Genomic DNA, 21,852 nt, shown 5'->3' on the forward strand with positions numbered 1-21,852 from the left:
AAAAAAAAAAAAAAAAAAAAAAAAAAAAAAAAAAAAAAAAAAAAAAAAAATTTATTGACGATATTTATATGATATGATAATATATATACCAGAAATTACATTTTTTGATATCATTATACAAAATAAATTAAATGTGTAAAAATTTATGTAGAAATATATCAACAAGTACCGAGAAAGGCAAACCTGTCGAAAGGCAGGGACGCAAAGCTGCGGGCCTACGGTAAAAATATACTATGGTAGCCGAGCTGCCGGTGCTTAAAGTAATGACAAAAATTTTTTCAGATATATCGGGCACTTTGCGTAGTATTATTGCAAAAGATTACTTTGAGTACCGCAAGGTGCCTTTTTTATTTTGCTTAAAAAGGGGTGGTTTCTTTTACAGATTTTTTATGTAATCGTATAAAAAATAAAAATTTTAATTAATTTTATCACATTAAAAGGGGTGTGTACATAATGGAAAAAAAGCTAATAAGGGCAGATGAAGTTAATAGCTCATTAAAGGATGAAATGGAAAGAAAAAGGGAAATGGCGAGAAAAAAAGCAGAAGAGAGAGCAAGGGCGAGGACCCTTGCAAAACAGCAGCAAATTGCAGAGAGAATTGCGACAGCAACAGCTCAGCTTTCAGCAGGTATTGAAGAGGCTACTAGTGCGGCTGAAGAACTGTCGAAGAGCATGGAACAGATAGCGGCGGGTGCTGCTGAAACTTCCTCTGCAACAGAAGAATCAAGGGTTGCAATAACACAAATTGAAAAAGGGATTAAATCAAATTTTGAAAAAATAAAGGAAAGCGTTGAATTAATAAAAGAGTCCAACAATTACATTGCTGACACGTTAAAAAACGTTGAATTGCTTATAGAAGGAGTGAACAAGACAGCAGAAAAGACGGAGAAATCGGCAGAGATGATAGCACAGCTTGAAAAACAATCAGAAATGATAGGCGAGATTGTACATGCAGTTGTGAGAATAGCAGACCAAACCAATTTGCTTGCGTTAAACGCAGCGATAGAAGCAGCAAGAGCAGGGGAACATGGCAGGGGATTTGCAGTGGTTGCTGATGAGGTGAGAAATCTTGCAGAGATTTCCGAACGTTCTGCTAAAAATATCAGAGAAGTTGTAGAAGAAATAAAGAATAATATAAATATTGTGGTTAAAGATGTAAAGGATTCTGTTGTGGCATCTAAGGAAGAAGCAGAAAAAGGGAAAAAGGTGACAGAGGTATTTGATAAAATAATTAACGAATCAAATGAAATAAGGGCTTTGATGCAGAAAATTGAGGAAAACAGCAAGGTAGTTTCGGAGCTATCATTAGAGTTTATGAAAATAAGTGAACAAATTGCTGCAGCTTCTGAAGAATCAGCCTCTGCTTCCGAGGAAGCAAGCGCTGCCGTTGAAGAACAGGTAAAATCTATGGATGAAATAAATATAGCTTCGCAGGATTTATCGGATATTGCGGAAAAAATAAAGAATTCAGTTGATTTTAAAAAGTCCTCAGAAGAAATCGCATCAAGGGCAGAGGAGCTTTCATCAAGCATTGAACAGGCAAATACCGCGTCTCAACAGATAATGACAGCAATTGAACAAATAAGGAAAGGTGCTGAGATACAAGAGCAAAACACTCAAAAAGCTCAAAGGATTGGGGAAGACTTACAAAAAATTACTGAAGAAATGGCGAGCAACACAGGGAAAATAATTGATATGTTGAACAATTTTAAAACCACGATTGACAAAAACAATGAGTTGATAATGGATATAATAAAAGGTATTGAAAATTCTGCAAATGCCAACATTAAATCTTCTGAAAATATAAAAACCCTCGAGGAGAAAACAAGAAAAATAGATAAAATAGTTGATTCTATAACGAATGTAACGATCCAGACAAATATGCTTGCAGTAAATGGTTCTATAGAAGCAGCAAGAGCAGGAGAATATGGGCGTGGTTTTTCTGTCGTGGCAAACGATATAAGAATTCTTGCAAATGAATCAGCGGAGAATGCAGAAAAGATAAAGGATTTAGTAAGGGCTATACAATCTCAAATTTCAAAGGTTGCGAGTGATATAGAGTCAGCTGTATCTTTTGCATTAACTGAAGTGGAAAAATCCAAAAAAACTGCGGAATTATTAAGAACCGTAAGTAAAAACATAGATAATGTGTTTAATGCCCTCGAAGTAATAAATAGGAATTCTCAGGAATCCTTAGCAGCTATTGAACAGGCTAAAAAGGGAGTCGACAATATTGCTGCAGCAGCTGAACAATCCTTAGCCGCTGTGACGGAAGCTGCAAAAGCAGCAAAAGAGCAGGCGGATGGAATGAAAGAGTTATTTTCAGCAATTGAAGATATTGCTTCACTTGCGGATGAACTCCAATCACTATAATTAAGGGCAGGTGTTTGGTATGCCCGAGGTTAATGGAGAAAATTTATTGACTTTTAAAATAAAGGGACAGTACTTCGGTATATGTGTGGAAGATGTAAAGGAAATCATAAGGGTTCCTGAGATCACAGAGATACCAAATTCTTCTCAATACATGGTCGGTGTTATAAACCTTAGAGGAAGAATAATTTCCGTTTTTAATTTGGCTTTATTAATGAACAAGGGGATGGAAGAAGTTAGTGAAAAGAGCAGGATAATAGTTGTTGAAAAAAATGATAATTTAGTTGGGTTTATTGTTGATGAGGTAACAGAAGTAGTAAAATTTGACAAGGAATTGATTGAAGAGAATTTATTAGGTGATGAGTTTTTGCGAGGAATTGTCAAAGGCAATAAGGGTAAATTGATTCTGTTATTAGATTTTTCAAATATATTAAGTTATTTATTAAAAAATGTACAAGCAGAGGTGAAAAATAAAGATAAAATGAATATTAACAATGAAAACATAAAAAGCAAACAAGAAAGGCAGATAGTCTCCTTTAAGTTGAACGACCAGGAATTTGGCATTGAAGTAAATAAGATTAAGGAAATTATACGATATGATTACAATATTTCAGAAATACCCAATTCACCCAATTTTGTTGAAGGGATGATAAATTTAAGGGGTATTTTAGTCCCGGTTATAAATCTCAGGAAGTTTTTTAGCATGGATAGTAAAGAAAAAGATGATTATACAAGGATAATAATTGTTTTAAGCAGCAATAAACTTTTTGGACTAACCGTAGATAAGGTTAACGAGGTATTAAGGGTACCTGAAAACTTAATTTCCCTTCCACCATCATTTTCAGAAAACAATGGCTATATCAATGAAGTTGTAAAAAAAGAAAACAGGTTGATTTTAATGCTCAATACAGAAAAGATATTAACAGATTCCGGCAATATAAATTTATTAGATAATGCAAATTTAGAGGAAGAGGAAAACAAAGTTGAGGATTCTAATGAACTTCAAGTGGTGACTTTTGAAGTAAATTCTCATCTCTTTGGTTTTGAGATTTCTGCTATAAAAGAAATAAATAAGGTTAACAGTGTAACACCGTTGCCGTGCACACCAGATTATATAAGAGGTATTGTAAATTTAAGGGGAGAGCTTGTCACAATAATTGATATAAATAGTATATTTTACAATATAAAAAGCGATCTTTTGGAAAATACTAGAATTATTATAATGGAAAAAAAACGAGATAAGATTGGCGTTATTGCCGAGAAGGTACACGAAGTGCGCAGGGTTAAAAAGGAAATTTTAGAAGATGTAAAAAAGGATGAAGCAGGGATTGAAAATAAATACATTAAGTACATTTTAAAAGATAGCGAAAAAATGGTGATAATCCTTGACGAGAAGTTTTTGTTTGAATTATGAAAATGAATTTTGATTCAAGGAGTGTAAAAAAATGATAAAAGTGCTTGTTGTTGATGATTCGGCTCTAATGAGGAAAATGATAAAGGAAATGATTGAAGAAGACAAAGAAATAGTCGTAGTGGATTTTGCCAGAAATGGCAAAGATGCTGTGGCTAAGGCAAGGGATATAAAACCTGATGTAATAACAATGGATGTTAATATGCCCGAAATGGATGGACTTACAGCTCTCCAATATATTGTCGAAGAAGATCTCGGTAAGGTTGTAATGCTTTCTTCTTTGACTCAGGAAGGAGCGACTACTACTTTTGAAGCATTAGAACTGGGGGCTTTTGACTTTGTGCCAAAACCGGGAGGTACCATTTCTTTAAATATAAAGCAAATAAAAAGTGAATTGATAGAAAAGATAAAATTAGCTTATTACAGCAAAAAGAATAAAAAAGAGAGTAAGAGTAAAAATATACAGATTAAAACCGAAAGAATTTCTTTAAAAAGCAACTCAAAGACGATGAAGGCAGTGGCAATAGGTATATCTACAGGGGGACCCAAAACTATTATGGATGTTCTGCCTTTCCTTCCGGAAGACATTAATGCCGCCGTGTTTTTGGTACAACATATGCCCCCTTCTTTCACAAAACAGTATGCTGATAGGCTAAACAATGCATGTAAGATTAAAGTTGTAGAAGCGGAAGCAGGTATGACCGTTGAAAGGGGAGTGTGTTATGTTGGAAAAGGCGGATATCACCTGACATTATATAAGACGGATAAAGATGTTAAAATAAGGCTCACGCAAAAGCCGAATCATCAGTTTATTCCTTCGGTAGATGTGATGATGGAATCGGTTTTATCTGTCTATAAAGAAAACACGATAGGAGTTTTGATGACCGGCATGGGAGATGATGGCGCTTCTTCGATGGTGAAGATAAGAAATCAGGGTGGTATCACCATAGCAGAATCAGAAGAGACAGCTGTGGTTTTTGGGATGCCAAAGGAAGCTATAGAAAGAGGCGGAGCAGAGTATATTCTCCCAAGTTATGAAATTGCAAATAAATTATTAGAGTTTATTTAAGGAGGATGTATCATGAGGGTGATGATTACTGATGATTCTCCGATGATACATAAACTTTTAAAAAAAATGGTGGAAGAAGCAGGGCATGAGGTGTGCTTTATTGCCGAAAATGGAAAAGAGGCTGTGGAAAATGTATTAAAGATAAAACCTGATCTTATATTCATGGACATTACCATGCCTGTTATGGAAGGTATTGAAGCTGTGAAGAAAATTAGGGAAATGAATGTTAATGTGCCTGTGGTTTTCCTTAGCGCCTTAGGTGATGATAAGACCATAAATAGTGCTAAAAGTTTGGGCATAGCTGGTTTCCTTACAAAACCTTTTAGAAAAGAGGACTTAGTTAATCTTTTGAAAAAAGTGGAGGGTGAAAATGCTTAAGGAGCTTTTGAATTGTTATAAGGTTGCTTTTAAGACAAGGTTTGAAGATTTTTTAAACCTTCCTTCTCTTGAATTGGTGGAAGAAAGAGATAGTGATGAACAAATTGAGTTTGAAGGAGTTGTTTCATTAGTAGGTATAACGGGAGAAAAAAAAGGGAGGGTTATATTCTATTTTTCAGAAGAGTTTTTGAAAATGCTTTATAGGTTGATATACGGGGAAGAAGAAGGTTTAAATGAAATGGAATTATACGCAGTAGCGGCAGAAATAAATAATATTATTTCGGGGAATGCTGTTACACTGTTTAATAATGAAAGTGATAAAAGACTTTTTCTTTCACCACCTTCTATATTTTCAGGAAAATTGAGTATAACCACACCCAGGATAAATTCTAAGGATTTGATTTATAAAATCGGGGATTTAAAGATTGCAGTTAGCATTGGATTGGAAGGAGGCATTTGATGAACAAAAGTGATATGATAATTTCTGCTGTCAACGAGTCCTTTTTTCAATTTGGTTTTTCCGATTTAGTGGTGGAGAAAACAGAGGAAAGAGATATTACTTCAAGTAATTTTCCTGTAAATGTAATAATTGGATGCGAAGGTGCTTGGAATGGAAATATTATAATTGGTTTTGATAAAGAACTTGCAAATTTTATTGTTAAAACCATGACTATGGGTATGATAGAAGATTATAGAGACAAAATGGGGTTAAGCGCCATTTCTGAACTTTGCAACATGTTTGCCGGTGCTTTTGTAAATAAACTTTCATTTAATGGTAGGATTACATTGATTTCACCTCCTACGGTAATTATGGGAGATAATATTAAAGTGTTTTTGAGCAAAGTAAATACCACGTCGGTTCTATATTCGAGTGGGATGGGAAAAATGGAAATAAACTCAGGGATCTGGGAAATTACTTAAAAGAGAGGGTGTAAAATATGCAGCTGGATATGGAGCAATTTAAAAAAATAAGGGATTTGATTAACTCAAAAAGCGGGATTTTTCTTGAAGATAAAAAGATGTATTTTTTGGAGAAACGCATAGAGGACAGAATGAAGGAGATGGATGTTGATAATATTGACGAATATATTAATTATTTAAAATTCTACGATAATGGGACGGAAATCCAAAAATTGATAGAAAAAATAACCATTAATGAGACGTATTTTTTTAGGGAATTTGAGCAGCTGCAGGCTTTTGCAGAGGAATGCTTGCCAGAAGTTGAGCGTTTTAAAAACAGGATAAGAGACAGGAACATCAGGGTGTGGTCTGCAGGTTGTTCTACGGGAGAAGAACCATATACTATTAGCATAATTTTACATGAAATGCTGGAAAATCCGGATTTATGGAATATATATATTCTCGGAACAGATATAAACGGTAAGGTTTTAGAGGTTGCAAAAAAAGGAGTCTATGATGAAAGGGTTTTGAAGCATGTTGCAAAAACTTATGTTGAAAAGTATTTTGACAGGATAAAGTATAACGTTTTTAAGGTCAGAGATTTTTTAAAGGAAAAAATTGAGTTTGTTCAGTCAAATATCTTGGATATGGATAAAAAAATAGAAGATGATTTTTTCGATTTCATTTTTTGCAGGAATGTGTTAATTTATTTTGACGATAATTCAAGGAAAAAAGCTTTAGATATATTCTACAAAAAATTAAAGAGTAGAGGCTTTATCTTACTCGGTCATTCAGAGTCTGTGGGCAGGATAACCGATAAATTTAATTACAGAAAAATGCGGAATTATTACGTTTACCAGAAGCCTTAAAGCTGGTGGTGAAAAAAATGAAAATTATGGTTAAAAAAGAGGAAAAAGAGATTCTAAACGATTTTTTAGTGGAAGCTTTTGAAAACCTTGATGGAATAGAAGCAAAAATTTTAAAAATGGAAGAGAATTTTGATTTAGAACACATCAATGAGGTTTTTAGACCCCTTCATACCTTAAAGGGTTTATCGGGCTTTATGGAAGGCATGCAGTATTTTACGAAGGTGTGTCAGGATGCAGAAGGTATACTTGATGGATTGAGGAAAGACAAAATAGAAAAGAATAGTGATATAATCGATGTTTTATTGAATACAGTGGATTATTTGAAGAAAATATTGGACATGCTCAATGGAAAAAAGGATGAAGATGGGGATATTGAGATAGATTTAGCCGATGATTTTATTGAAAACTATAAGGAAATAGACACCCCTAAAAAAAACAATAATAATGACTCATTTTACACTTATATGCGGAAGATATTGGGTGTTTTTCAGAAATTATTAAATAGAATTGAGTACAGTAAACTTACTAAATACATATTTATTAGAACTGAAAAAGTTTTAAATATATTCAAGAATATAATAGAAAAATCTGGTAATAGTGAGTGTATCAATTGTTATGAAGAACTTCAAAAATCATTAAATTCCAAAGACGAAATAAGTATTATAAAAACCCTTAAGGATTTTATTAAAAGGTGCAGTCAAAATATTGAAAAATCTCTTACAGCGGGGAAGCTTGTTTGCAGGAACATACAAGAGTACTACAAAAGGGATAAGGAAAGCGAAGCCAGCTATTTAAAGGTAAAGTCAGAAAAAATTGATAATATCATAGGTTTAATCGGAGAACTTTCAACATTAAAAAACTCCTTTAACGCTGTTTACAAAGAGCTGAACGATAAATACAATCTGGCCGATGTAGCCAATAAAATAAAAAATCTTTCTGTTTTTATTCAGAGGACAACGGAAGAGCTTCAAAATGCGGTAATGGAAATAAGAATGGTTCCTGTTGAGACAATATTTGCAAAATATCAAAGGGTAGTTAGGGATCTCAGCAAAAAGTTGAATAAAGAGGTTGAACTGATAATAGATGCTAAGGATTCTATCATCGACAAAAACTTAGCAGAAAAGTTAAATGAACCCTTTCTCCACCTGATTAGGAATGCGGTGGACCACGGGATAGAATTTCCTGAAGAGAGAAAAATAAAAGGCAAAAAGGAGAAAGGTACAATAAAGATAACGGCCGAAAATAAAGGAAGATACATATTGATTGAGTTTTATGATGACGGCAAAGGTTTAAATAAAGATAAGATCATAAATAAAGCATTGGAAAAAGGATTGATAAGTGAAGAAAGGTTGAGCGGGCTAAGAGACAAGGATATATATAATTTAATTTTCTTGCCGGGCTTTTCTACTGCCCAAAATGTTACGGAGATATCCGGCAGAGGAGTTGGTATGGAAATAGTGAAAAATGTAGTGGATGATGTGAAAGGAAGTATAGAGGTTATAACAGAAAAGGATAAGTTTACCAAATTTGTACTTAAATTACCATTGATGCTGTCGTTGAACCATGGAATATTGGTTTGTGCAAATGATAATAAGTTTTTGATACCTATGGATTATATAGAAGAGATTATAAGGATAAATATAAATGATATTGTGTTTTACAACAAAAAGGCTTTTGGAGAAGTAAGAGGAAAGGTGTTATCATTTATACCCCTTTCTTTAATTATGGATAAGTTTTCAAAAAATATTGAAGAGGAATTATTGGAAAATAAAAATTATAACGGTGAATTGACTGCTCTCGTAATTAATTGTGAGGGTAGGTACTACTCTTTAGTAATTAAAGAAATATTGGGGCAACAGGAATTCGTTTTAAAAAATCTGCCGGGCAACATAAAGGAAAATGGATTCCTTTTAGGAGCAACTATAGATGTAGATGGGAATATTATTCCTGTTATTAACCCTTACGATGTAATAAAAGTTTATAATAGTTAGTGCTTCCCCGCATATGAAAGGGGGGGATATTTTGAGCTATTTTTTGCTTCTTGACAGTTATAACAGGCAAAGATGTGCTTTAGCTTTAATAGATTTAGATAATTTCAGGTACATAAATGAGGTGTATGGATACAAAATAGGGGATGAATTATTGAAAACTATTAGCCAAGAATTAGTAGAAATTTTGAAAGGAATTGGTATTTTATACAGATTTAATGGGAGTAAATTTATAATATTATTTAATACTTTGGATCCTGAAATTGTTAAAAAATATATTTATAAAGTAATAAAAAGGTTTGAAAGAAGTTTTAAAATAAAGGATATGGAATTTTTTATCCCTGTAAATTTGGGAGTTTATTTTTCAAAGATGTGCGAAGATATTTATGAAATAATCCGCAAGGCAGAGACTGCGATGTATGAGTCTAAGAAAAGCGGGAAATATAAATGCACTTTTTACAATGATAGTATTGAGGATAAAGTTTTAAGAAAAGGGATAATTTCTAATGAGATTAGGAAATCTATAGTAAACGATGAATTAAAGCTTTTGTATCAACCTATTTTTAATTTAAAAAATAAAAGATTCGAAGAAGTTGAAGTTCTTTTAAGGTGGAAAAGCAGGAAATTGGGCGAAATACCTCCAGTGGAATTTATACCCATAGCAGAGGAGAATGGTTTTATAAAGGATTTAGGGTATTGGGTAATTGAGAAGGCGTGTTATCAGCAGAAAATATGGAAAGATAAAGGGATTTCCTTAAAATTAAACATAAATGTTTCACCTGTTCAGCTTAAAGATAAAGATTTTTTCAAAAGGGTAAAAGAAATTATTATAAGGACAGGTGGGGAATACAAAAATATTAAGTTTGAGATAACAGAGACACAAATATTGGAAAATGAGATTGAAAATGTAAATGCTATGAAACTATTAAAAAAAATTGGTATAGTTTTTTTGCTCGATGATTTTGGTGCAGGTTATTCCTCAATAAAAAACTTAGTAAATTTTCCTGTAAATGAGGTTAAAATTGACAAATATTTTATAAATAACATGCTTAAAAGTAAAAAGGTGTTCGATATTATAAGACTTTTTATTGTAGTTTCCCATAAAATAGGTTATAAGGTTATCGCTGAAGGAGTTGAAAACAAAGAAGAGATAATTTTGCTTGTAAAATTAGGTTGTGATAAAATTCAAGGTTACTATATAAGCAAACCCATTGATGAAGAGAAAATTCTATTATTTTTGTCTAATTCTGCAAATTATATAAAAATCTTGTAAATTTATAGTTTTTTATTAAAAGAGAATTTGATAAAATATTATTCGGCAACTTTTTTGTAAAATTTAAAACTTAATAAAGGCAGGTGAAAAATGTTGATGAAGTTTAACTCGGTAAGGTTCAAAATAAACATACTTCCCCTTATTGTAATATTTGTATTGATATTAGCTATAAGCATTTCTGCTGGGCAGATTGTGAAAATCCGGATGATTGATCAAATGGAAAAAGATGGGTTTAATTTGGCAAGTCAGATTGCCGAACAGATTCAAAGTAATGCAAAGTCAATGGAGATAATAAACGGGAGCATAGAAAACAAAATAAGGGAAGCTGCAAATCTTGTAATACAAAACAGAGATGAGGTAAACGATGATTACCTTACCAAAATTGCAAAATCCCTAAATGTGGACGAGATTAATGTGGCAGATAAGACAGGCAAGATAATTTTTTCCAATTTAAAGGAGAATATAGGCTATGTCTATGATGAAAACCATGTGGCACAAAAGCTTTTAAAAGGTGAAGCAAATGAGTTAATGGAAGAAATACGAAAAAGCAAGACTTCTGATAATTATTACAAATACGGTTATGTGAAAATGCCCGACGGGGGCTTTGTGCAGATAGGCATCCTTGCCACAAATGTTCAAAAACTGTTTGAGGATATAAGCTATCAAAAGCTCATTGATACTATTGCAACAAAAAAAGGCATTGTTTATGCTCTAATCTTGGACAACAATGCTAAGGCTATAGCAGATAGCGATAAGGAAGAATTAGGGAAGGTGCTTACTGATGTAGGCAGTCAAACTGCAGCAGTTAAAGGGATGCCTTATGCGTCTACATACTACGATGAGGCAACAAAACAGTTGGTTTACGATGTGCTCGTGCCGCTTTTTGTTAACGGCAAGCATGTAGGAGCTGTGGACATTGGCCTTTCCATGGCTGAGGTCAATGCTACGGTCAAAAATACCATGATTTTGATTATAGCAATTGGATTGTTAGGCTTTATAATTGTTGCAGCGATACTTTACAAAACATCGAGTAATGTGGTTAAAACCTTGCGTATAACAGAAGATTACATAGAAAAAATATCTGAAGGGGATTTTACATTTGAAGTTACCGAAAAATACCTTAGATTAAAGGATGAATTCGGGAAAATAATGCTTGCAATAAAGAAGGTGAAGGATAATTTCCGTGCTATAACTTTGAGGTTAAGGGAAAACTCAAATACCCTTTTTTCAACTGCTGAAAACTTGAGTGCAGCATCACAGCAGATGGCAGCGTCAAGCGGTGAAGTTGCAAAAACTATACAGGAAGTGGCAAATGGAACATCTCAGGAGGCTCATGATATAGAAGAAGTGGTAAGACGTTTAGACAACATTTCGAAAAATATGGGAAAACTTTTTGATATAATTAAAAATATTAAAGAAACATCTAAAATAACCGAAGGGAAAGCATCTGCGGGTAAGGATTCTCTTGGACTTTTATACAGGGCTTTCGAAGAAATCAAAAATTCTTTTACAGAGGTTTTGAGTAAAATCAATGTACTTACTCAGTCTCTTTCACAGATATCAAACATAAATGAAGTGATTACGGGTATTTCTCAGCAAACAAACCTTCTCGCATTAAATGCTGCAATTGAAGCTGCAAGAGCAGGAGAGGTCGGAAGGGGCTTTGCTGTAGTAGCTTCCGAAATTAGAAAGCTTGCCGAGGAGTCGAGGGTTTCTTCAGACAAGATTAAAAAATTAATAGAAACAATAAAAGGGGAAACCCAACAGGTATACGAAACAACCGAAAATACCGGGAAAATGGTTACTGAACAACTGTCGGCAGCGGATAATGTAGTGAAGTCCTTAGATGAAATAATTGATAGTGTAACCAATATGATTCCATTAATAGATATGGCGTATTCAAATATGGATGAGGTAGTGAAAATGAAGGATGAGGTGTTAAATAGGGCAGAGAATGTAAATGCAGTCATTCAGGAAACATCCGCATCTGCTGAGGAGATTTCTGCTTCTGCAGAAGAATTGAGTGCTTCTACTCAAGAGATAGCAGCAACAGCTCAAAGCCTTACAAATATGGCAAAAGAAATTTCGGAGAATATGCAGCAGTTTAAGGTTTGATTTTAAAATAGTAAAAATGGGAGAACCTTTAAAAGGGGTTCTCCTCAAATTTTTATGGAAGGTGCGTGAAAGTGAATTTTTTTGATATAAAACAAGAAATCATCAGTTTTTCTAAAATAATCGGGATCGATCTAATAGGTTTTGCAAAGGCGCAGCCTTTTTTCAAAGAATATGATTTTTTATTGGAAAGAAAAAGAAAAGGTTTAATATCACCCTTTGAAGAAGAGGATTTAGAAAAAAGGTGCTTTCCAGAAAAAATAATGAATGGTGTAAGGACTATCATAGTTTTTGCAGTGAGCTATCTGAATTATTACAACTCGTCCCTATTATTCACAGAGAATAACATTGAGGTAAACAATAAAAGGGGAATAATTTCAAAATACGCTTGCATTTTAGATTATCATTTAGTTTTAAAGGGCAAACTTTCAAAGATTGCTCTGTTTATAAAAAACAATTTCAATGCTAATGCCATGGTTTTCGTAGATACGGGAAGCCTTTTAGAAAGAGCAGCTGCAAAAAGGGCAGGTATAGGGTATATAGGGCAAAATACATGCCTTTTTACAAAGGAATTTGGGTCTTATGTTTTTTTGGGGGAGATCTTAACCGATCTTGAATTACCGGAAGATGAACAGGCAGAGAGTCTTTGTACAGGCTGCGGAAGATGCATTAAAGCCTGCCCAACGGGGGCACTTTACGAACCTTTTAAAATCAATCCTTTCAAGTGTTTGTCTTATATCACCCAATCAAAAAATGTGATAACAGATAAAGAAATTATCCATGCCTTTGGAAATAGGCTTTTCGGATGCGATACATGTCAAGATGTTTGCCCTAACAACCGTAAGGAAAATTTAATTATTAAAAATCACGGGGATTTTCTATTAGATAATAATATACCTTTAGATCCTCTATACATTTTAAATATAAAAAATAAAGAGTTTGAAGGCTATTTCGGTAAAACCCCCATTGCATGGAGAGGCAGGAATGTTTTAAGGAGAAATGCCTTAATTGTTATGGCAAATACAGGACAATTAAAAGAGGTAAATAAGGAAATACTCTTAGATTTATCCGAATTGGTGAGAAAACAGGCAGAAGTTTTATTTAAATAAATAAGGAGCAGTAGCAAACTGCTCCCTCTTTTATGGATTTCATATATTTTATTGGACCTTGTACCAACCTTTTTTATTCATTAGGTCAAAAATCATTTTAGCGTGATTTTGTTCATCGTCTTGAATTTGTTTTAAAGCATTTCTTACTGCTTCATTTGCGCACTCCATGATTGCAGTGTCATAAAGACCTGAAACGTGCTTTTCGGTCATCAAAAGATCCTGCAATATATCCTTATCACTTGCAAAACCTGTTGTTTGGCCTTGAGTTTGCATCATAATTATCTTACCTCCATTTTTAATAATTTCAAAGGATTATATTACTGCTGAGGAACCTGCAGGCCTGCTTGCTGAAATAGATTGACTATGGTGTCCACATGCTGCTGTTCACGATTGGCAATGTTTCTTAAAAGGGATGCAACCTCGGGGTCACGCACCTGATTTGCAAAGTTGGTGTACTTTGTAACGCAAAGCCTCTCCTGGCCTAAGGCATCCTGAAGGTACATTTTTTCCTTTTGTGTAAATTGCATCGTAACACCTCCAAAATAAATTTTCGTTAATATTTTTTCAATTCGAAGCCTTTGATATACTGGGAAAAGGATAACGAAATACCATCAAATGGAATGTAAAACTTAGTATAATCTTTCAATCTTGACAAAAAATGAAGCTTGGATTATTCTTTTTGTGAACTAATATAATAATTTTGAATATTTAGGGGTAATTTTATGGATATAAAATATAAATTATGGTTTGAAAAAGATGGGAAATTAATCTTAGGCGATGGTTTGTATAACCTTTTGACGCTGATAAAAAAATACGGCTCCATTAATCAGGCAGCTATTGCTTCAAACATGTCCTACAGACAGGCGTGGGGAAAAATAAAAAAAGCGGAAGAAAGGCTGGGCTATAAATTGCTTTTAAGGAAAAAAGGTGGGGAATACGGCGGAGGAGCAGTTTTAACACAAGAAGGGATGGAGTTGGTTAAAAACTATGAAGCAATTGTAGAAAAAATTGATATTTTAATAAATGAATTTAAAAATATTTATAAAGAGGTGTAAAAATGAAAAGGGAAGTATATCTTGACAACAGTGCTACAACTAAGGTTTTAAAAGAAGTGGCAGATGAGGTTTATAAGGTTTTGATGGAGGATTACGGCAACCCTTCATCTTTGCATAGTAAAGGCCTTTATGCAGAAAAAGCTGTAAGGGAAGCAAGGAGGGTAATCTCAAATTTTTTGGGAGTGGAAGAAAAGGAAATATATTTTACTTCCGGAGGCACTGAATCCAACAATGTTGCCATAAAGGGTGCGGTAAAAGCCTTAAAAAGGAAGGGAAAACATATTATTACAACATCAATAGAACACCCTTCTGTACTTGAGGTGTGCAGAGAACTGGAAGAGGAAGGTTTTAAGGTTACCTATCTTCCCGTAGGGGAGGATGGAATAGTAAAGGTTTCAGATGTTAAGAATGCAGTTAACAGCGAAACGGTGCTGGTCAGTATTATGCATGTAAACAATGAAGTGGGGAGTATACAACCCATTGAAGAAATAGCGGATTTTTTAAAAGAAAAGGGCATTGTCTTCCATGTAGATGCCGTCCAGTCTTTTGGTAAAATTCCTTTAATTTCAGGTTTAAAAGGTATTAGTCTTCTTTCAGCAAGTGCCCATAAGGTTTACGGACCTAAAGGGATAGGTATTTTATACAAAAAGGATAAAATCAAAATTGAACCATTAATACACGGAGGAGGGCAGGAAAGGGGATTGAGGTCGGGTACCGAAAATGTACCCGGCATTGCAGGATTTTGCAAAGCAGTTGAGATTTTAGAAAAAAATTTTTCTCTATGGAAGGAAAAAATGGGTAATCTGAAAGAAAGGTTAAAAACAGGAATAATTGATTTGATTGAAGATGTAGTGATAAACACCCCTGAAACAAAAAGTGCGCCCCATATATTAAATGTCTCTTTTTTAGGTGTTAAAGCAGAAGTATTGCTTCATGCTTTAGAGAATTACGGAATTTACGTTTCTACAGGCTCTGCCTGTTCTTCTCATAAAAAGGTAAAAAGCCATGTGCTCGTTGCTATGGGGAAAAAAGAAGAAGAAATAGAAGGTGCAGTTAGGTTTAGCCTTAGCCCTTTTATTACTGAAGAAGAAATTGACTATACTCTTGATGTTTTAAAAAATCAGGTTAAAGAATTAAGAAGATTTAAACGGAGGTAGCCTATGGAAAACACATTTCTATTGAGTTTTGGTGAATTGGGATTAAAGGGAGAAAATAGGCCGTATTTTGAAAGGATTTTAGTTCAAAATATCAGAGAAACCTTAAAAGGATTTGAAAATGTTGAAATTAAAAAGACCCATGGGAGGATTTATGTAAAAGCGTCGGGTGAGCAAGAAGAAATAATAAAAAGATTAAAAAAGGTTTTTGGAATTGTTGCAATAAGCCCTGCAAAAAGTTGTTCCCTTGATATCGAAGAGATAAAAAGGGCTGCGGTTGAAGCTATAAAAGAAATGGATTATAAGGGAAAAACCTTTAAGGTGGAAACGAGAAGGCCTAATAAGTCTTTTCCCTTAAAGTCTCCCGAAATTAGCAAAATTGTAGGTGGCTTTATATTAAAAAATGTGGAAAGCATAAAAGTAGATGTTCACAATCCCGACATAGAGGTGGATGTAGAAGTAAGGGAAAGGGCTTTCGTTTACTGCAAGAAGGAAAAAGGACCTGGAGGGCTGCCCCTTGGTTCAAACGGCAGGGCAGTGCTTCTTTTATCCGGTGGAATAGATAGCCCAGTAGCAGGATATATGGTTATGAAGAGGGGAGTTAGGGTTTTTCCAGTGTATTTTCACAGCTTTCCTTTTACCAGCGATCGGGCAAAAGAAAAGGTTGTTGATTTATGCCGTGTTTTAGCGGGATATGCGGGGAAAGTTAAACTTCATGTTGTAAATTTTACTGATATATTGAAGGAAATAGCAGAAAAAGGTAAAGAAGAGTACTTGACAATACTCATGAGAAGGATGATGGTGCGGATTTCCCAGGAAATAGCAAGCAGGTTGGGTGCAAAAGCCCTTATTACCGGTGAAAGCATAGGTCAAGTTGCAAGCCAGACAATGGAATCCCTATTTTGTACGAATGAAGTGGCAAAACTTCCAATTTTAAGGCCCCTTATAGGTTTTGACAAACAGGAGATTATCGAGATTGCTCAAAGGATCGGTACCTACGATATTTCTATAAGGCCCTATGAGGACTGCTGTACTGTTTTTGTGCCCGAACACCCTGCTACAAGGCCAAAATTAGAATCAATAAAAAAGGTAGAAGCCGTTTTTGACGTAGAGGAAATGACTAAAAGGGGAATGAAAGATTTGGAAATTATAGAAATTACCGGGTAAATTAAGAGCTATAAATTTATTAAAACGATAAGGGGATGCAATATGAAAGTAGTTTTAGTAGGCATTAATTCAAAATATGTGCATACAAATTTAGCTATTCGGAATTTGAAAGCCTATTTTGAGAAAAATTATTGGATTGATGACATAAAAATTTATATATTTGAAGCTACAATAAATGATATATTGGATGATATTTTAGAAAGAATAGTAGATTTTAAGCCCGATGTTATCGGGTTTTCTTTATACATCTGGAATTTCAACCAGGTAATATATCTTGCTGAAAATCTAAAAAAGGTTAAACCTGAAGTTAAAGTTATCTTGGGAGGACCTGAAGCTTCTTACGATGTAGAAGGTTTATTGAAAAAAGATTTTATAGATTTTGTTGTTATTGGCGAGGGTGAAGAAGCATTTTCAAGGCTTTTATTAGCTTTAAATGGAGGCGGAAGTTTTGAAGAAGTAGACGGCATAGCCTTTAAAAAGGCTGAAAGTATAATTGTAAAAAATCCTTTAAAATATGTGGACTTAAATTTAATACCCCTTTCTTATGAAGAGGATTTGGATTTTAAAAACAGGATAATTTACTATGAAACATCAAGGGGGTGCCCTTTTAATTGCGCTTTTTGTTTATCTTCCCTTGACCGAAAAGTGAGAGAAGCGGACTTGGAAAAGGTAGAGAAGGATTTGAGATTATTGGTAAATAAAAAGGCAAGGGTTATAAAGTTTGTGGACAGGTCATTTAACTATAACATCGACAGGGCTTTAAAAATAGTAAATATATTTAAAAAAATTGGAGGAGATACAATTTTTCATTGCGAAATTAATCCGGAACTTGTAAGTGAGGAATTTGCAGCCAATTTAGAGGGATTGCAAAAAAAACTTCATTTTGAATTAGGAATACAAACCACTAATCCTCTTGCCCTTGAAGAAATTAGGAGAAACAAGGATGTAGAAAAAGCTATAGAAGGGATAAAGATATTAAAAGATAAAGAAGTCCCTATACATGTGGATTTAATTGCGGGACTTCCTTATGATGATTTTGAAAGTTTTAAGGAAGCTTTTAACAAAGTATACAATTTAAAACCCGATGAATTGCAGCTGGGTTTTTTGAAATTGTTAAAAGGAACTATGTTAAGGGAAAGGGCAAAAGAATACGGAATTGTATTTAGGTCTCAACCACCTTATGAAATACTATATAATAATTGGATGAGTTATGAAGAATTGTCAATTTTAAAAGGTATTGCCAGATTGATAGATAAATTTTATAACAGTCATAGATTTGACAATACATTGTCTTACTTAGAAAAAAATTTTGAAAGCCCCTTCGATTTATGTCTTTCATTATATAGATTTTTAAAAAATGAAAATTTCTTTATGCGGGAATATTCCTTGGAATCTCTTTATGAAAAACTTTATTATTTTGCAAAAGCACAAAACCTTGATTTGCTTTACATCAAAGACTTAATGAGATATGATTATTTACTTTCTGGCGGCAAAGGGAAGTTGCCATCAATTTTAAGTGATGATGAAGAAAAGCAAAAAGAATTAGTTAAGAATTTTTTAAGGGATAAAGAAAGGCTGGTAAAAATTTTTAAAAACAGATTTACAGCTTCTGAAATTATGAAGAATTTAAATGCTGCGTATTTTGTATTCGATGTGCCTGAAAACCAAAAAAAAGAAAACATAATTTTGATGCTGATACAAAAGGGAGAAAAGGAAACGGTAAAGGTATATATATAAAATTTATTAAACTGATCTGCCAAAAAGTTTATTATAGGCTTTTTCAAAAAGCATTGCGTGGCGTTCTTCGTCTTTTGCAAACTTAAGAAGCATGTATTTAATTTTTGGGTCATTTATGTTTTGCGCCTGTTCTCGGTACCTTTTTGCAGCAAAAGTTTCATCTTCGATATTTTTTAATAATATTTTTTCAAGATCCCTTTCATAACTTACATATTTTGCATTAAAATAATTCATGTACCAAAATCGAGGGTCAAAACCTGAGTCCCAAATAGCTGTGCCTAAACCTTCCAGATGTCCCATTTCATCTATGGAAATTTTCTTTAATAAATTTTTAACTTTATTATTGTCAACTACTATGGATTGATAGGTGTATTGAAGTATTGCTGTTAATTCGCTGCTTTGTCCTGCGTAGTCTTCGTAAAGGTATTTTATATACATTTTATTGCTATTTTCTGTTAATTGGGAAAAAATTTTTTCATCATTATCCCATAAAATTTCATTCATAAAAACCCCTCCTCACTAATATATTATTTAAGGAGGGGATAAAAAGTGACTAACCCAATATCCTACTTAATAAAAATGCCGTTAAAAATCCTGCGAGGAGCCCCAAATTTTCCAAACCATTTCCTATTATATTTGCTTTAGGAATCATATCAGTGCTTGTCATGAATAAGATAGCACCGCCCGTGAAAGCCATAATCATTCCATGCCAAAGGTTTCCCAAGCCTTTTAATAAATAGTAACCTGATAAAGCACAGAAGGGATCCAAAATAGCAAGCAAAAAACTCAAAACAATAGCAGTCTTTTTTGTAAAGTTTCCTTCGTTGATTAATTCAAAATTAGAAGAGATTCCCTCCGGTATATTGTGTAAAAAGATTGATAGAGCAAGCACTATCCCAAGCTTTCCGGAATTAGTTGCAAAACCTATACCCATACTGAGACTTTCTGCTATATCATCGAGTGTTGTGCCCAATATTATACCAACGCCTTTTGCTATATATTTTTCTAAAAGTTTTTCTATAATATAAAAAATTATACCGCCGAGAATAAATGCGATAGAAGTAAAGACGGGTCCTGAAAATCTGTAAGCTTCATGCATTAGTGAAAAGGATATTACTGCAAGGAGTACACCCGAACCAAAGGTCAATACAAAAGCGATGACTTTGTCGGGAAGCCTTTTTGTACCGATGTAGCCTCCTAAGATAACGGCAAGACCTGAAAGGGAGCTGTACAAAAAAATCTTCAAAAAAGTTTCCATAAGCCACCTCTTAAGGAAGGATTTAGGTATTAAATGTGGAATATAATCATATTATTATTTTATATTTTCCAATAAAAAGGATTAATATTTTTAAAGATCGATTAGTCGTAGCGAAGCGAAGTGAGTCTTTTTTCGTTTTTTGTATAAAATTTTCGGGGGGGTCACGATGCCGTATACCACATGCCCGTATTGCAACAAAAAATCATATTCTGCAGCGGATCTAAAAGTATGGATTTGTCCTTATTGTGGTATGAAAGTTGAAGAAAAGGATAAGGAAGAGGAAGATAGCCAAATAAAACAAGAGCAGGGTATATAAACCTTGCTCTTTTATTTTTACTTTAATATTTTTACCATACTTGTGGTCTTTTATAATTTTTATCAAATTTTAAAATATAAGATGCGAGGTTGAAAGCATGGTCGCCTATTCTTTCTAAGTTGCTTATCACATCAAGGAAAATTACTCCCGAACTAGGATTGCATGCCCCTTCATTCAACCTTTTAATGTGATTTTCCCTCAATCTTTTATCCATTTCATCTATATTGTCTTCTTCTATTACTACCTTATTTGCCAGTTTTGAATCGTTATATAGGAAAGAATTTATGGCATTATTTAAGCTTTCAAAAACTAAATCGGACATTTCTTTAAGTTCTTTTAAAGCACTCTCTGTAAAGGGCAGGTGGTTTTCATTTTTATATTCAGCAAGTTCTAGAAGATTTTCTGCGTGATCTCCAACCCTTTCCATATCATTTACTGCGTTAATCATGTCGGCAATGAGCCTTGATTCATCAGAAGATAAAGGTTTTTGGGAAAGCATTGCTAAAAATCTTGTAGTTTCCCTTGCTAATTCATTTATAACCGCTTCTTTTTCAAAGACTTTGCGTACATCCTTTTCGTTGTAATTAATGAATAATTTCATTGTATCAATAACATTCTCAAGAGCAAGGGTGCCCATTCGTGCTATTTCTTTTCTAACCTGTGCAAAGGCAATAGAGGGAGTTTCAAGGAGTCTATCGTCTATGTATTTGACACCATGTTCCACTACATCGGGTTTACCGGGAAGTGCTAAAGTTACAAGCCTTACTAAATATGCAGAAAAGGGAAGCTGAATAATGGTATTAATTGTGTTAAAGAGCGTATGAGCATTAGCTATCTGCCTTACAGGGTCGGATGAAGTCATTACTACAATAGATTTATATAATGGTAAAATTGTCATAAAAATAATTGTCCCTATTATATTAAACAATAGGTGAATTAAAGCAGCCCTTTTTGCGGTAATATTGGTACCAATACTTGCCAAAAGTGCTGTAACACAAGTTCCTATATTGTCGCCAAAGAGAATTGGCAGGGCTATGGAAATATTTACTATGCCTTGGCTGGCAAGGGCTTGAAGTATTCCTATGGTTGCACTGCTTGATTGAATTAGACCTGTTGTTAAAGCCCCGACCAAAACTCCCAGCAGTGGAGTTTTGCCGAATTGAGCCATGAAATCTACAAAAGCCTGTGACTTAGCAAGGGGTTTTAAGGCTACTTCCATTGTTTGCATTCCATAAAACAAAAGGCCGAATCCCAAAACAACCTGTCCTAAAAATTTTTGCGATTTATTTTTGCCGAACATATGAAGAGCAGTCCCAATACCGATGGCGGGAAGAGCAAGTTTTGTCAGTTTGAAAGCAATAAGCTGAGCGGTCATAGTTGTGCCTATGTTTGCACCCATTATTACCCCTGCTGCCTGGTATAAATCCATTATACCAGCATTGACAAGCCCTACCACCATTACTGTAGTGGCGCTGCTTGATTGGATTATTGCGGTTACAACTGCACCTACAATAACTCCTAAAACTCTATTTCTTGTCAAAAGTTCTAAAATGTTTTTTAATCTGTTTCCAGCTGCTTTTTCGAGCCCTTCCCCCATTAGCTTCATTCCGTAAATAAAGAGGCCTAACCCTCCAAGCAAGGTAAGCAACTGTTCGAGACTCAAAAAGCATCCACTCCTATCTCAAA

21 protein-coding genes and 1 riboswitch are annotated in these 21,852 nt (G+C 34.0%); of the genes, 16 read left to right on the forward strand and 5 right to left on the reverse strand.

What is annotated here, in order from left to right; genetic code table 11:
• Positions 1-166 precede the first annotated feature (166 nt).
• A riboswitch (cyclic di-GMP riboswitch) is annotated at positions 167-253 on the forward strand.
• A gap of 200 nt (positions 254-453) precedes the next feature.
• The 11 genes from ACPLVF_RS09855 to queG all read left to right on the forward strand — a co-directional run bounded on the left by ACPLVF_RS09855 (position 454) and on the right by queG (position 13,479).
• The gene (locus ACPLVF_RS09855) at positions 454-2,373 is read left to right on the forward strand and encodes a methyl-accepting chemotaxis protein (RefSeq protein ID WP_424907666.1); all 1,920 of its coding nucleotides are present in this window, start codon (positions 454-456) and stop codon (positions 2,371-2,373) included.
• A 19-nt stretch (positions 2,374-2,392) separates the two neighbouring features.
• Entirely contained in the window at positions 2,393-3,784 is a 1,392-nt protein-coding gene (locus ACPLVF_RS09860) for a chemotaxis protein CheW (RefSeq protein WP_424907667.1), read from the forward strand.
• Between the two features lie 31 nt (positions 3,785-3,815).
• Positions 3,816-4,850, forward strand: coding sequence for a protein-glutamate methylesterase/protein-glutamine glutaminase (locus tag ACPLVF_RS09865; protein WP_424907668.1), 1,035 nt, complete (start codon positions 3,816-3,818; stop codon positions 4,848-4,850).
• Positions 4,851-4,862: 12 nt separating this feature from the next.
• On the forward strand, positions 4,863-5,228 hold the full coding sequence (locus ACPLVF_RS09870) for a response regulator (protein ID WP_424907669.1): 366 nt from the start codon (positions 4,863-4,865) through the stop codon (positions 5,226-5,228).
• Entirely contained in the window at positions 5,221-5,688 is a 468-nt protein-coding gene (locus tag ACPLVF_RS09875) for a chemotaxis protein CheX (RefSeq protein ID WP_424907670.1), read from the forward strand. The genes ACPLVF_RS09870 and ACPLVF_RS09875 overlap by 8 nt, the downstream gene beginning before the upstream one ends.
• Positions 5,688-6,149, forward strand: coding sequence for a chemotaxis protein CheX (locus ACPLVF_RS09880; protein WP_424907671.1), 462 nt, complete (start codon positions 5,688-5,690; stop codon positions 6,147-6,149). Before ACPLVF_RS09875 ends, ACPLVF_RS09880 begins: the two co-directional genes overlap by 1 nt.
• A 17-nt stretch (positions 6,150-6,166) precedes the next feature.
• The gene (locus ACPLVF_RS09885) at positions 6,167-6,997 is read left to right on the forward strand and encodes a CheR family methyltransferase (protein ID WP_424907672.1); all 831 of its coding nucleotides are present in this window, start codon (positions 6,167-6,169) and stop codon (positions 6,995-6,997) included.
• A 17-nt stretch (positions 6,998-7,014) separates the two neighbouring features.
• Positions 7,015-8,988, forward strand: a complete 1,974-nt coding sequence (locus ACPLVF_RS09890) for a chemotaxis protein CheA (RefSeq protein WP_424907673.1) — start codon at positions 7,015-7,017, stop codon at positions 8,986-8,988.
• Between the two features lie 31 nt (positions 8,989-9,019).
• Complete coding sequence (locus ACPLVF_RS09895; RefSeq protein WP_424907674.1) at positions 9,020-10,258, forward strand: putative bifunctional diguanylate cyclase/phosphodiesterase; 1,239 nt, start codon at positions 9,020-9,022, stop codon at positions 10,256-10,258.
• A gap of 90 nt (positions 10,259-10,348) precedes the next feature.
• Entirely contained in the window at positions 10,349-12,373 is a 2,025-nt protein-coding gene (locus tag ACPLVF_RS09900) for a methyl-accepting chemotaxis protein (protein WP_424907675.1), read from the forward strand.
• Between the two features lie 71 nt (positions 12,374-12,444).
• The gene (gene queG, locus ACPLVF_RS09905) at positions 12,445-13,479 is read left to right on the forward strand and encodes a tRNA epoxyqueuosine(34) reductase QueG (RefSeq protein ID WP_424907676.1); all 1,035 of its coding nucleotides are present in this window, start codon (positions 12,445-12,447) and stop codon (positions 13,477-13,479) included.
• Between the two features lie 48 nt (positions 13,480-13,527).
• Here queG and ACPLVF_RS09910 read toward each other — a convergent pair whose 3' ends face one another.
• Both ACPLVF_RS09910 and ACPLVF_RS09915 read right to left on the reverse strand, forming a co-directional pair.
• Positions 13,528-13,755: a spore coat protein gene (locus ACPLVF_RS09910; protein WP_424907677.1), complete on the reverse strand. Its 228-nt coding sequence runs from the start codon at positions 13,753-13,755 to the stop codon at positions 13,528-13,530.
• A gap of 41 nt (positions 13,756-13,796) precedes the next feature.
• A complete protein-coding gene (locus ACPLVF_RS09915; protein WP_424907678.1) occupies positions 13,797-14,006 on the reverse strand; it encodes a ferritin-like domain-containing protein in 210 nt (69 codons plus the stop codon).
• 195 nt (positions 14,007-14,201) lie between these two features.
• Between ACPLVF_RS09915 and ACPLVF_RS09920 the strand changes: the two genes are divergently transcribed.
• From ACPLVF_RS09920 to ACPLVF_RS09935, 4 genes are read left to right on the forward strand one after another with little or no spacing between them, the layout of a single operon-like run.
• Entirely contained in the window at positions 14,202-14,534 is a 333-nt protein-coding gene (locus ACPLVF_RS09920) for a winged helix-turn-helix domain-containing protein (protein WP_424907679.1), read from the forward strand.
• A 2-nt stretch (positions 14,535-14,536) separates the two neighbouring features.
• Positions 14,537-15,691, forward strand: a complete 1,155-nt coding sequence (locus ACPLVF_RS09925) for a cysteine desulfurase family protein (RefSeq protein WP_424907680.1) — start codon at positions 14,537-14,539, stop codon at positions 15,689-15,691.
• 3 nt (positions 15,692-15,694) lie between these two features.
• Complete coding sequence (thiI, locus tag ACPLVF_RS09930; protein WP_424907681.1) at positions 15,695-16,855, forward strand: tRNA uracil 4-sulfurtransferase ThiI; 1,161 nt, start codon at positions 15,695-15,697, stop codon at positions 16,853-16,855.
• A 42-nt stretch (positions 16,856-16,897) separates the two neighbouring features.
• A complete protein-coding gene (locus ACPLVF_RS09935) occupies positions 16,898-18,592 on the forward strand; it encodes a B12-binding domain-containing radical SAM protein (protein ID WP_424907682.1) in 1,695 nt (564 codons plus the stop codon).
• A 6-nt stretch (positions 18,593-18,598) separates the two neighbouring features.
• Here the strand turns inward: ACPLVF_RS09935 and ACPLVF_RS09940 are convergent, their stop codons facing one another.
• Positions 18,599-19,096, reverse strand: a complete 498-nt coding sequence (locus ACPLVF_RS09940) for a manganese catalase family protein (protein ID WP_424907683.1) — start codon at positions 19,094-19,096, stop codon at positions 18,599-18,601.
• A gap of 49 nt (positions 19,097-19,145) precedes the next feature.
• Positions 19,146-19,850, reverse strand: coding sequence for a ZIP family metal transporter (locus tag ACPLVF_RS09945; RefSeq protein ID WP_424907684.1), 705 nt, complete (start codon positions 19,848-19,850; stop codon positions 19,146-19,148).
• 166 nt (positions 19,851-20,016) lie between these two features.
• On the opposite strand from ACPLVF_RS09945, the gene ACPLVF_RS09950 reads away from it, so the two are divergent.
• Entirely contained in the window at positions 20,017-20,166 is a 150-nt protein-coding gene (locus ACPLVF_RS09950) for a hypothetical protein (protein WP_424907685.1), read from the forward strand.
• Positions 20,167-20,197: 31 nt separating this feature from the next.
• Here ACPLVF_RS09950 and ACPLVF_RS09955 read toward each other — a convergent pair whose 3' ends face one another.
• A complete protein-coding gene (locus ACPLVF_RS09955; protein ID WP_424907686.1) occupies positions 20,198-21,829 on the reverse strand; it encodes a Na/Pi cotransporter family protein in 1,632 nt (543 codons plus the stop codon).
• Positions 21,830-21,852: the final 23 nt, after the last annotated feature.

The sequence above is a fragment of the Thermovenabulum sp. genome (assembly GCF_049701175.1).
GTDB lineage: Bacteria > Bacillota > Thermosediminibacteria > Thermosediminibacterales > Thermosediminibacteraceae > Thermovenabulum.

Coding starts and splice junctions, on each gene's coding strand:
- ACPLVF_RS09875 (WP_424907670.1), top strand. CDS start 5,221: ATGCTTAAGGAGCTTTTGAATTGTTATAAGGTTGCTTTTAAGACAAGG.
- ACPLVF_RS09940 (WP_424907683.1), bottom strand. CDS start 19,096: ATGAATGAAATTTTATGGGATAATGATGAAAAAATTTTTTCCCAATTA.
- ACPLVF_RS09860 (WP_424907667.1), top strand. CDS start 2,393: ATGCCCGAGGTTAATGGAGAAAATTTATTGACTTTTAAAATAAAGGGA.
- ACPLVF_RS09885 (WP_424907672.1), top strand. CDS start 6,167: ATGCAGCTGGATATGGAGCAATTTAAAAAAATAAGGGATTTGATTAAC.
- ACPLVF_RS09950 (WP_424907685.1), top strand. CDS start 20,017: ATGCCGTATACCACATGCCCGTATTGCAACAAAAAATCATATTCTGCA.
- ACPLVF_RS09920 (WP_424907679.1), top strand. CDS start 14,202: ATGGATATAAAATATAAATTATGGTTTGAAAAAGATGGGAAATTAATC.
- ACPLVF_RS09925 (WP_424907680.1), top strand. CDS start 14,537: ATGAAAAGGGAAGTATATCTTGACAACAGTGCTACAACTAAGGTTTTA.
- ACPLVF_RS09865 (WP_424907668.1), top strand. CDS start 3,816: ATGATAAAAGTGCTTGTTGTTGATGATTCGGCTCTAATGAGGAAAATG.
- ACPLVF_RS09935 (WP_424907682.1), top strand. CDS start 16,898: ATGAAAGTAGTTTTAGTAGGCATTAATTCAAAATATGTGCATACAAAT.
- thiI (WP_424907681.1), top strand. CDS start 15,695: ATGGAAAACACATTTCTATTGAGTTTTGGTGAATTGGGATTAAAGGGA.
- ACPLVF_RS09890 (WP_424907673.1), top strand. CDS start 7,015: ATGAAAATTATGGTTAAAAAAGAGGAAAAAGAGATTCTAAACGATTTT.
- ACPLVF_RS09880 (WP_424907671.1), top strand. CDS start 5,688: ATGAACAAAAGTGATATGATAATTTCTGCTGTCAACGAGTCCTTTTTT.
- ACPLVF_RS09915 (WP_424907678.1), bottom strand. CDS start 14,006: ATGCAATTTACACAAAAGGAAAAAATGTACCTTCAGGATGCCTTAGGC.
- ACPLVF_RS09945 (WP_424907684.1), bottom strand. CDS start 19,850: ATGGAAACTTTTTTGAAGATTTTTTTGTACAGCTCCCTTTCAGGTCTT.
- ACPLVF_RS09900 (WP_424907675.1), top strand. CDS start 10,349: ATGTTGATGAAGTTTAACTCGGTAAGGTTCAAAATAAACATACTTCCC.
- ACPLVF_RS09855 (WP_424907666.1), top strand. CDS start 454: ATGGAAAAAAAGCTAATAAGGGCAGATGAAGTTAATAGCTCATTAAAG.
- ACPLVF_RS09910 (WP_424907677.1), bottom strand. CDS start 13,755: ATGATGCAAACTCAAGGCCAAACAACAGGTTTTGCAAGTGATAAGGAT.
- ACPLVF_RS09870 (WP_424907669.1), top strand. CDS start 4,863: ATGAGGGTGATGATTACTGATGATTCTCCGATGATACATAAACTTTTA.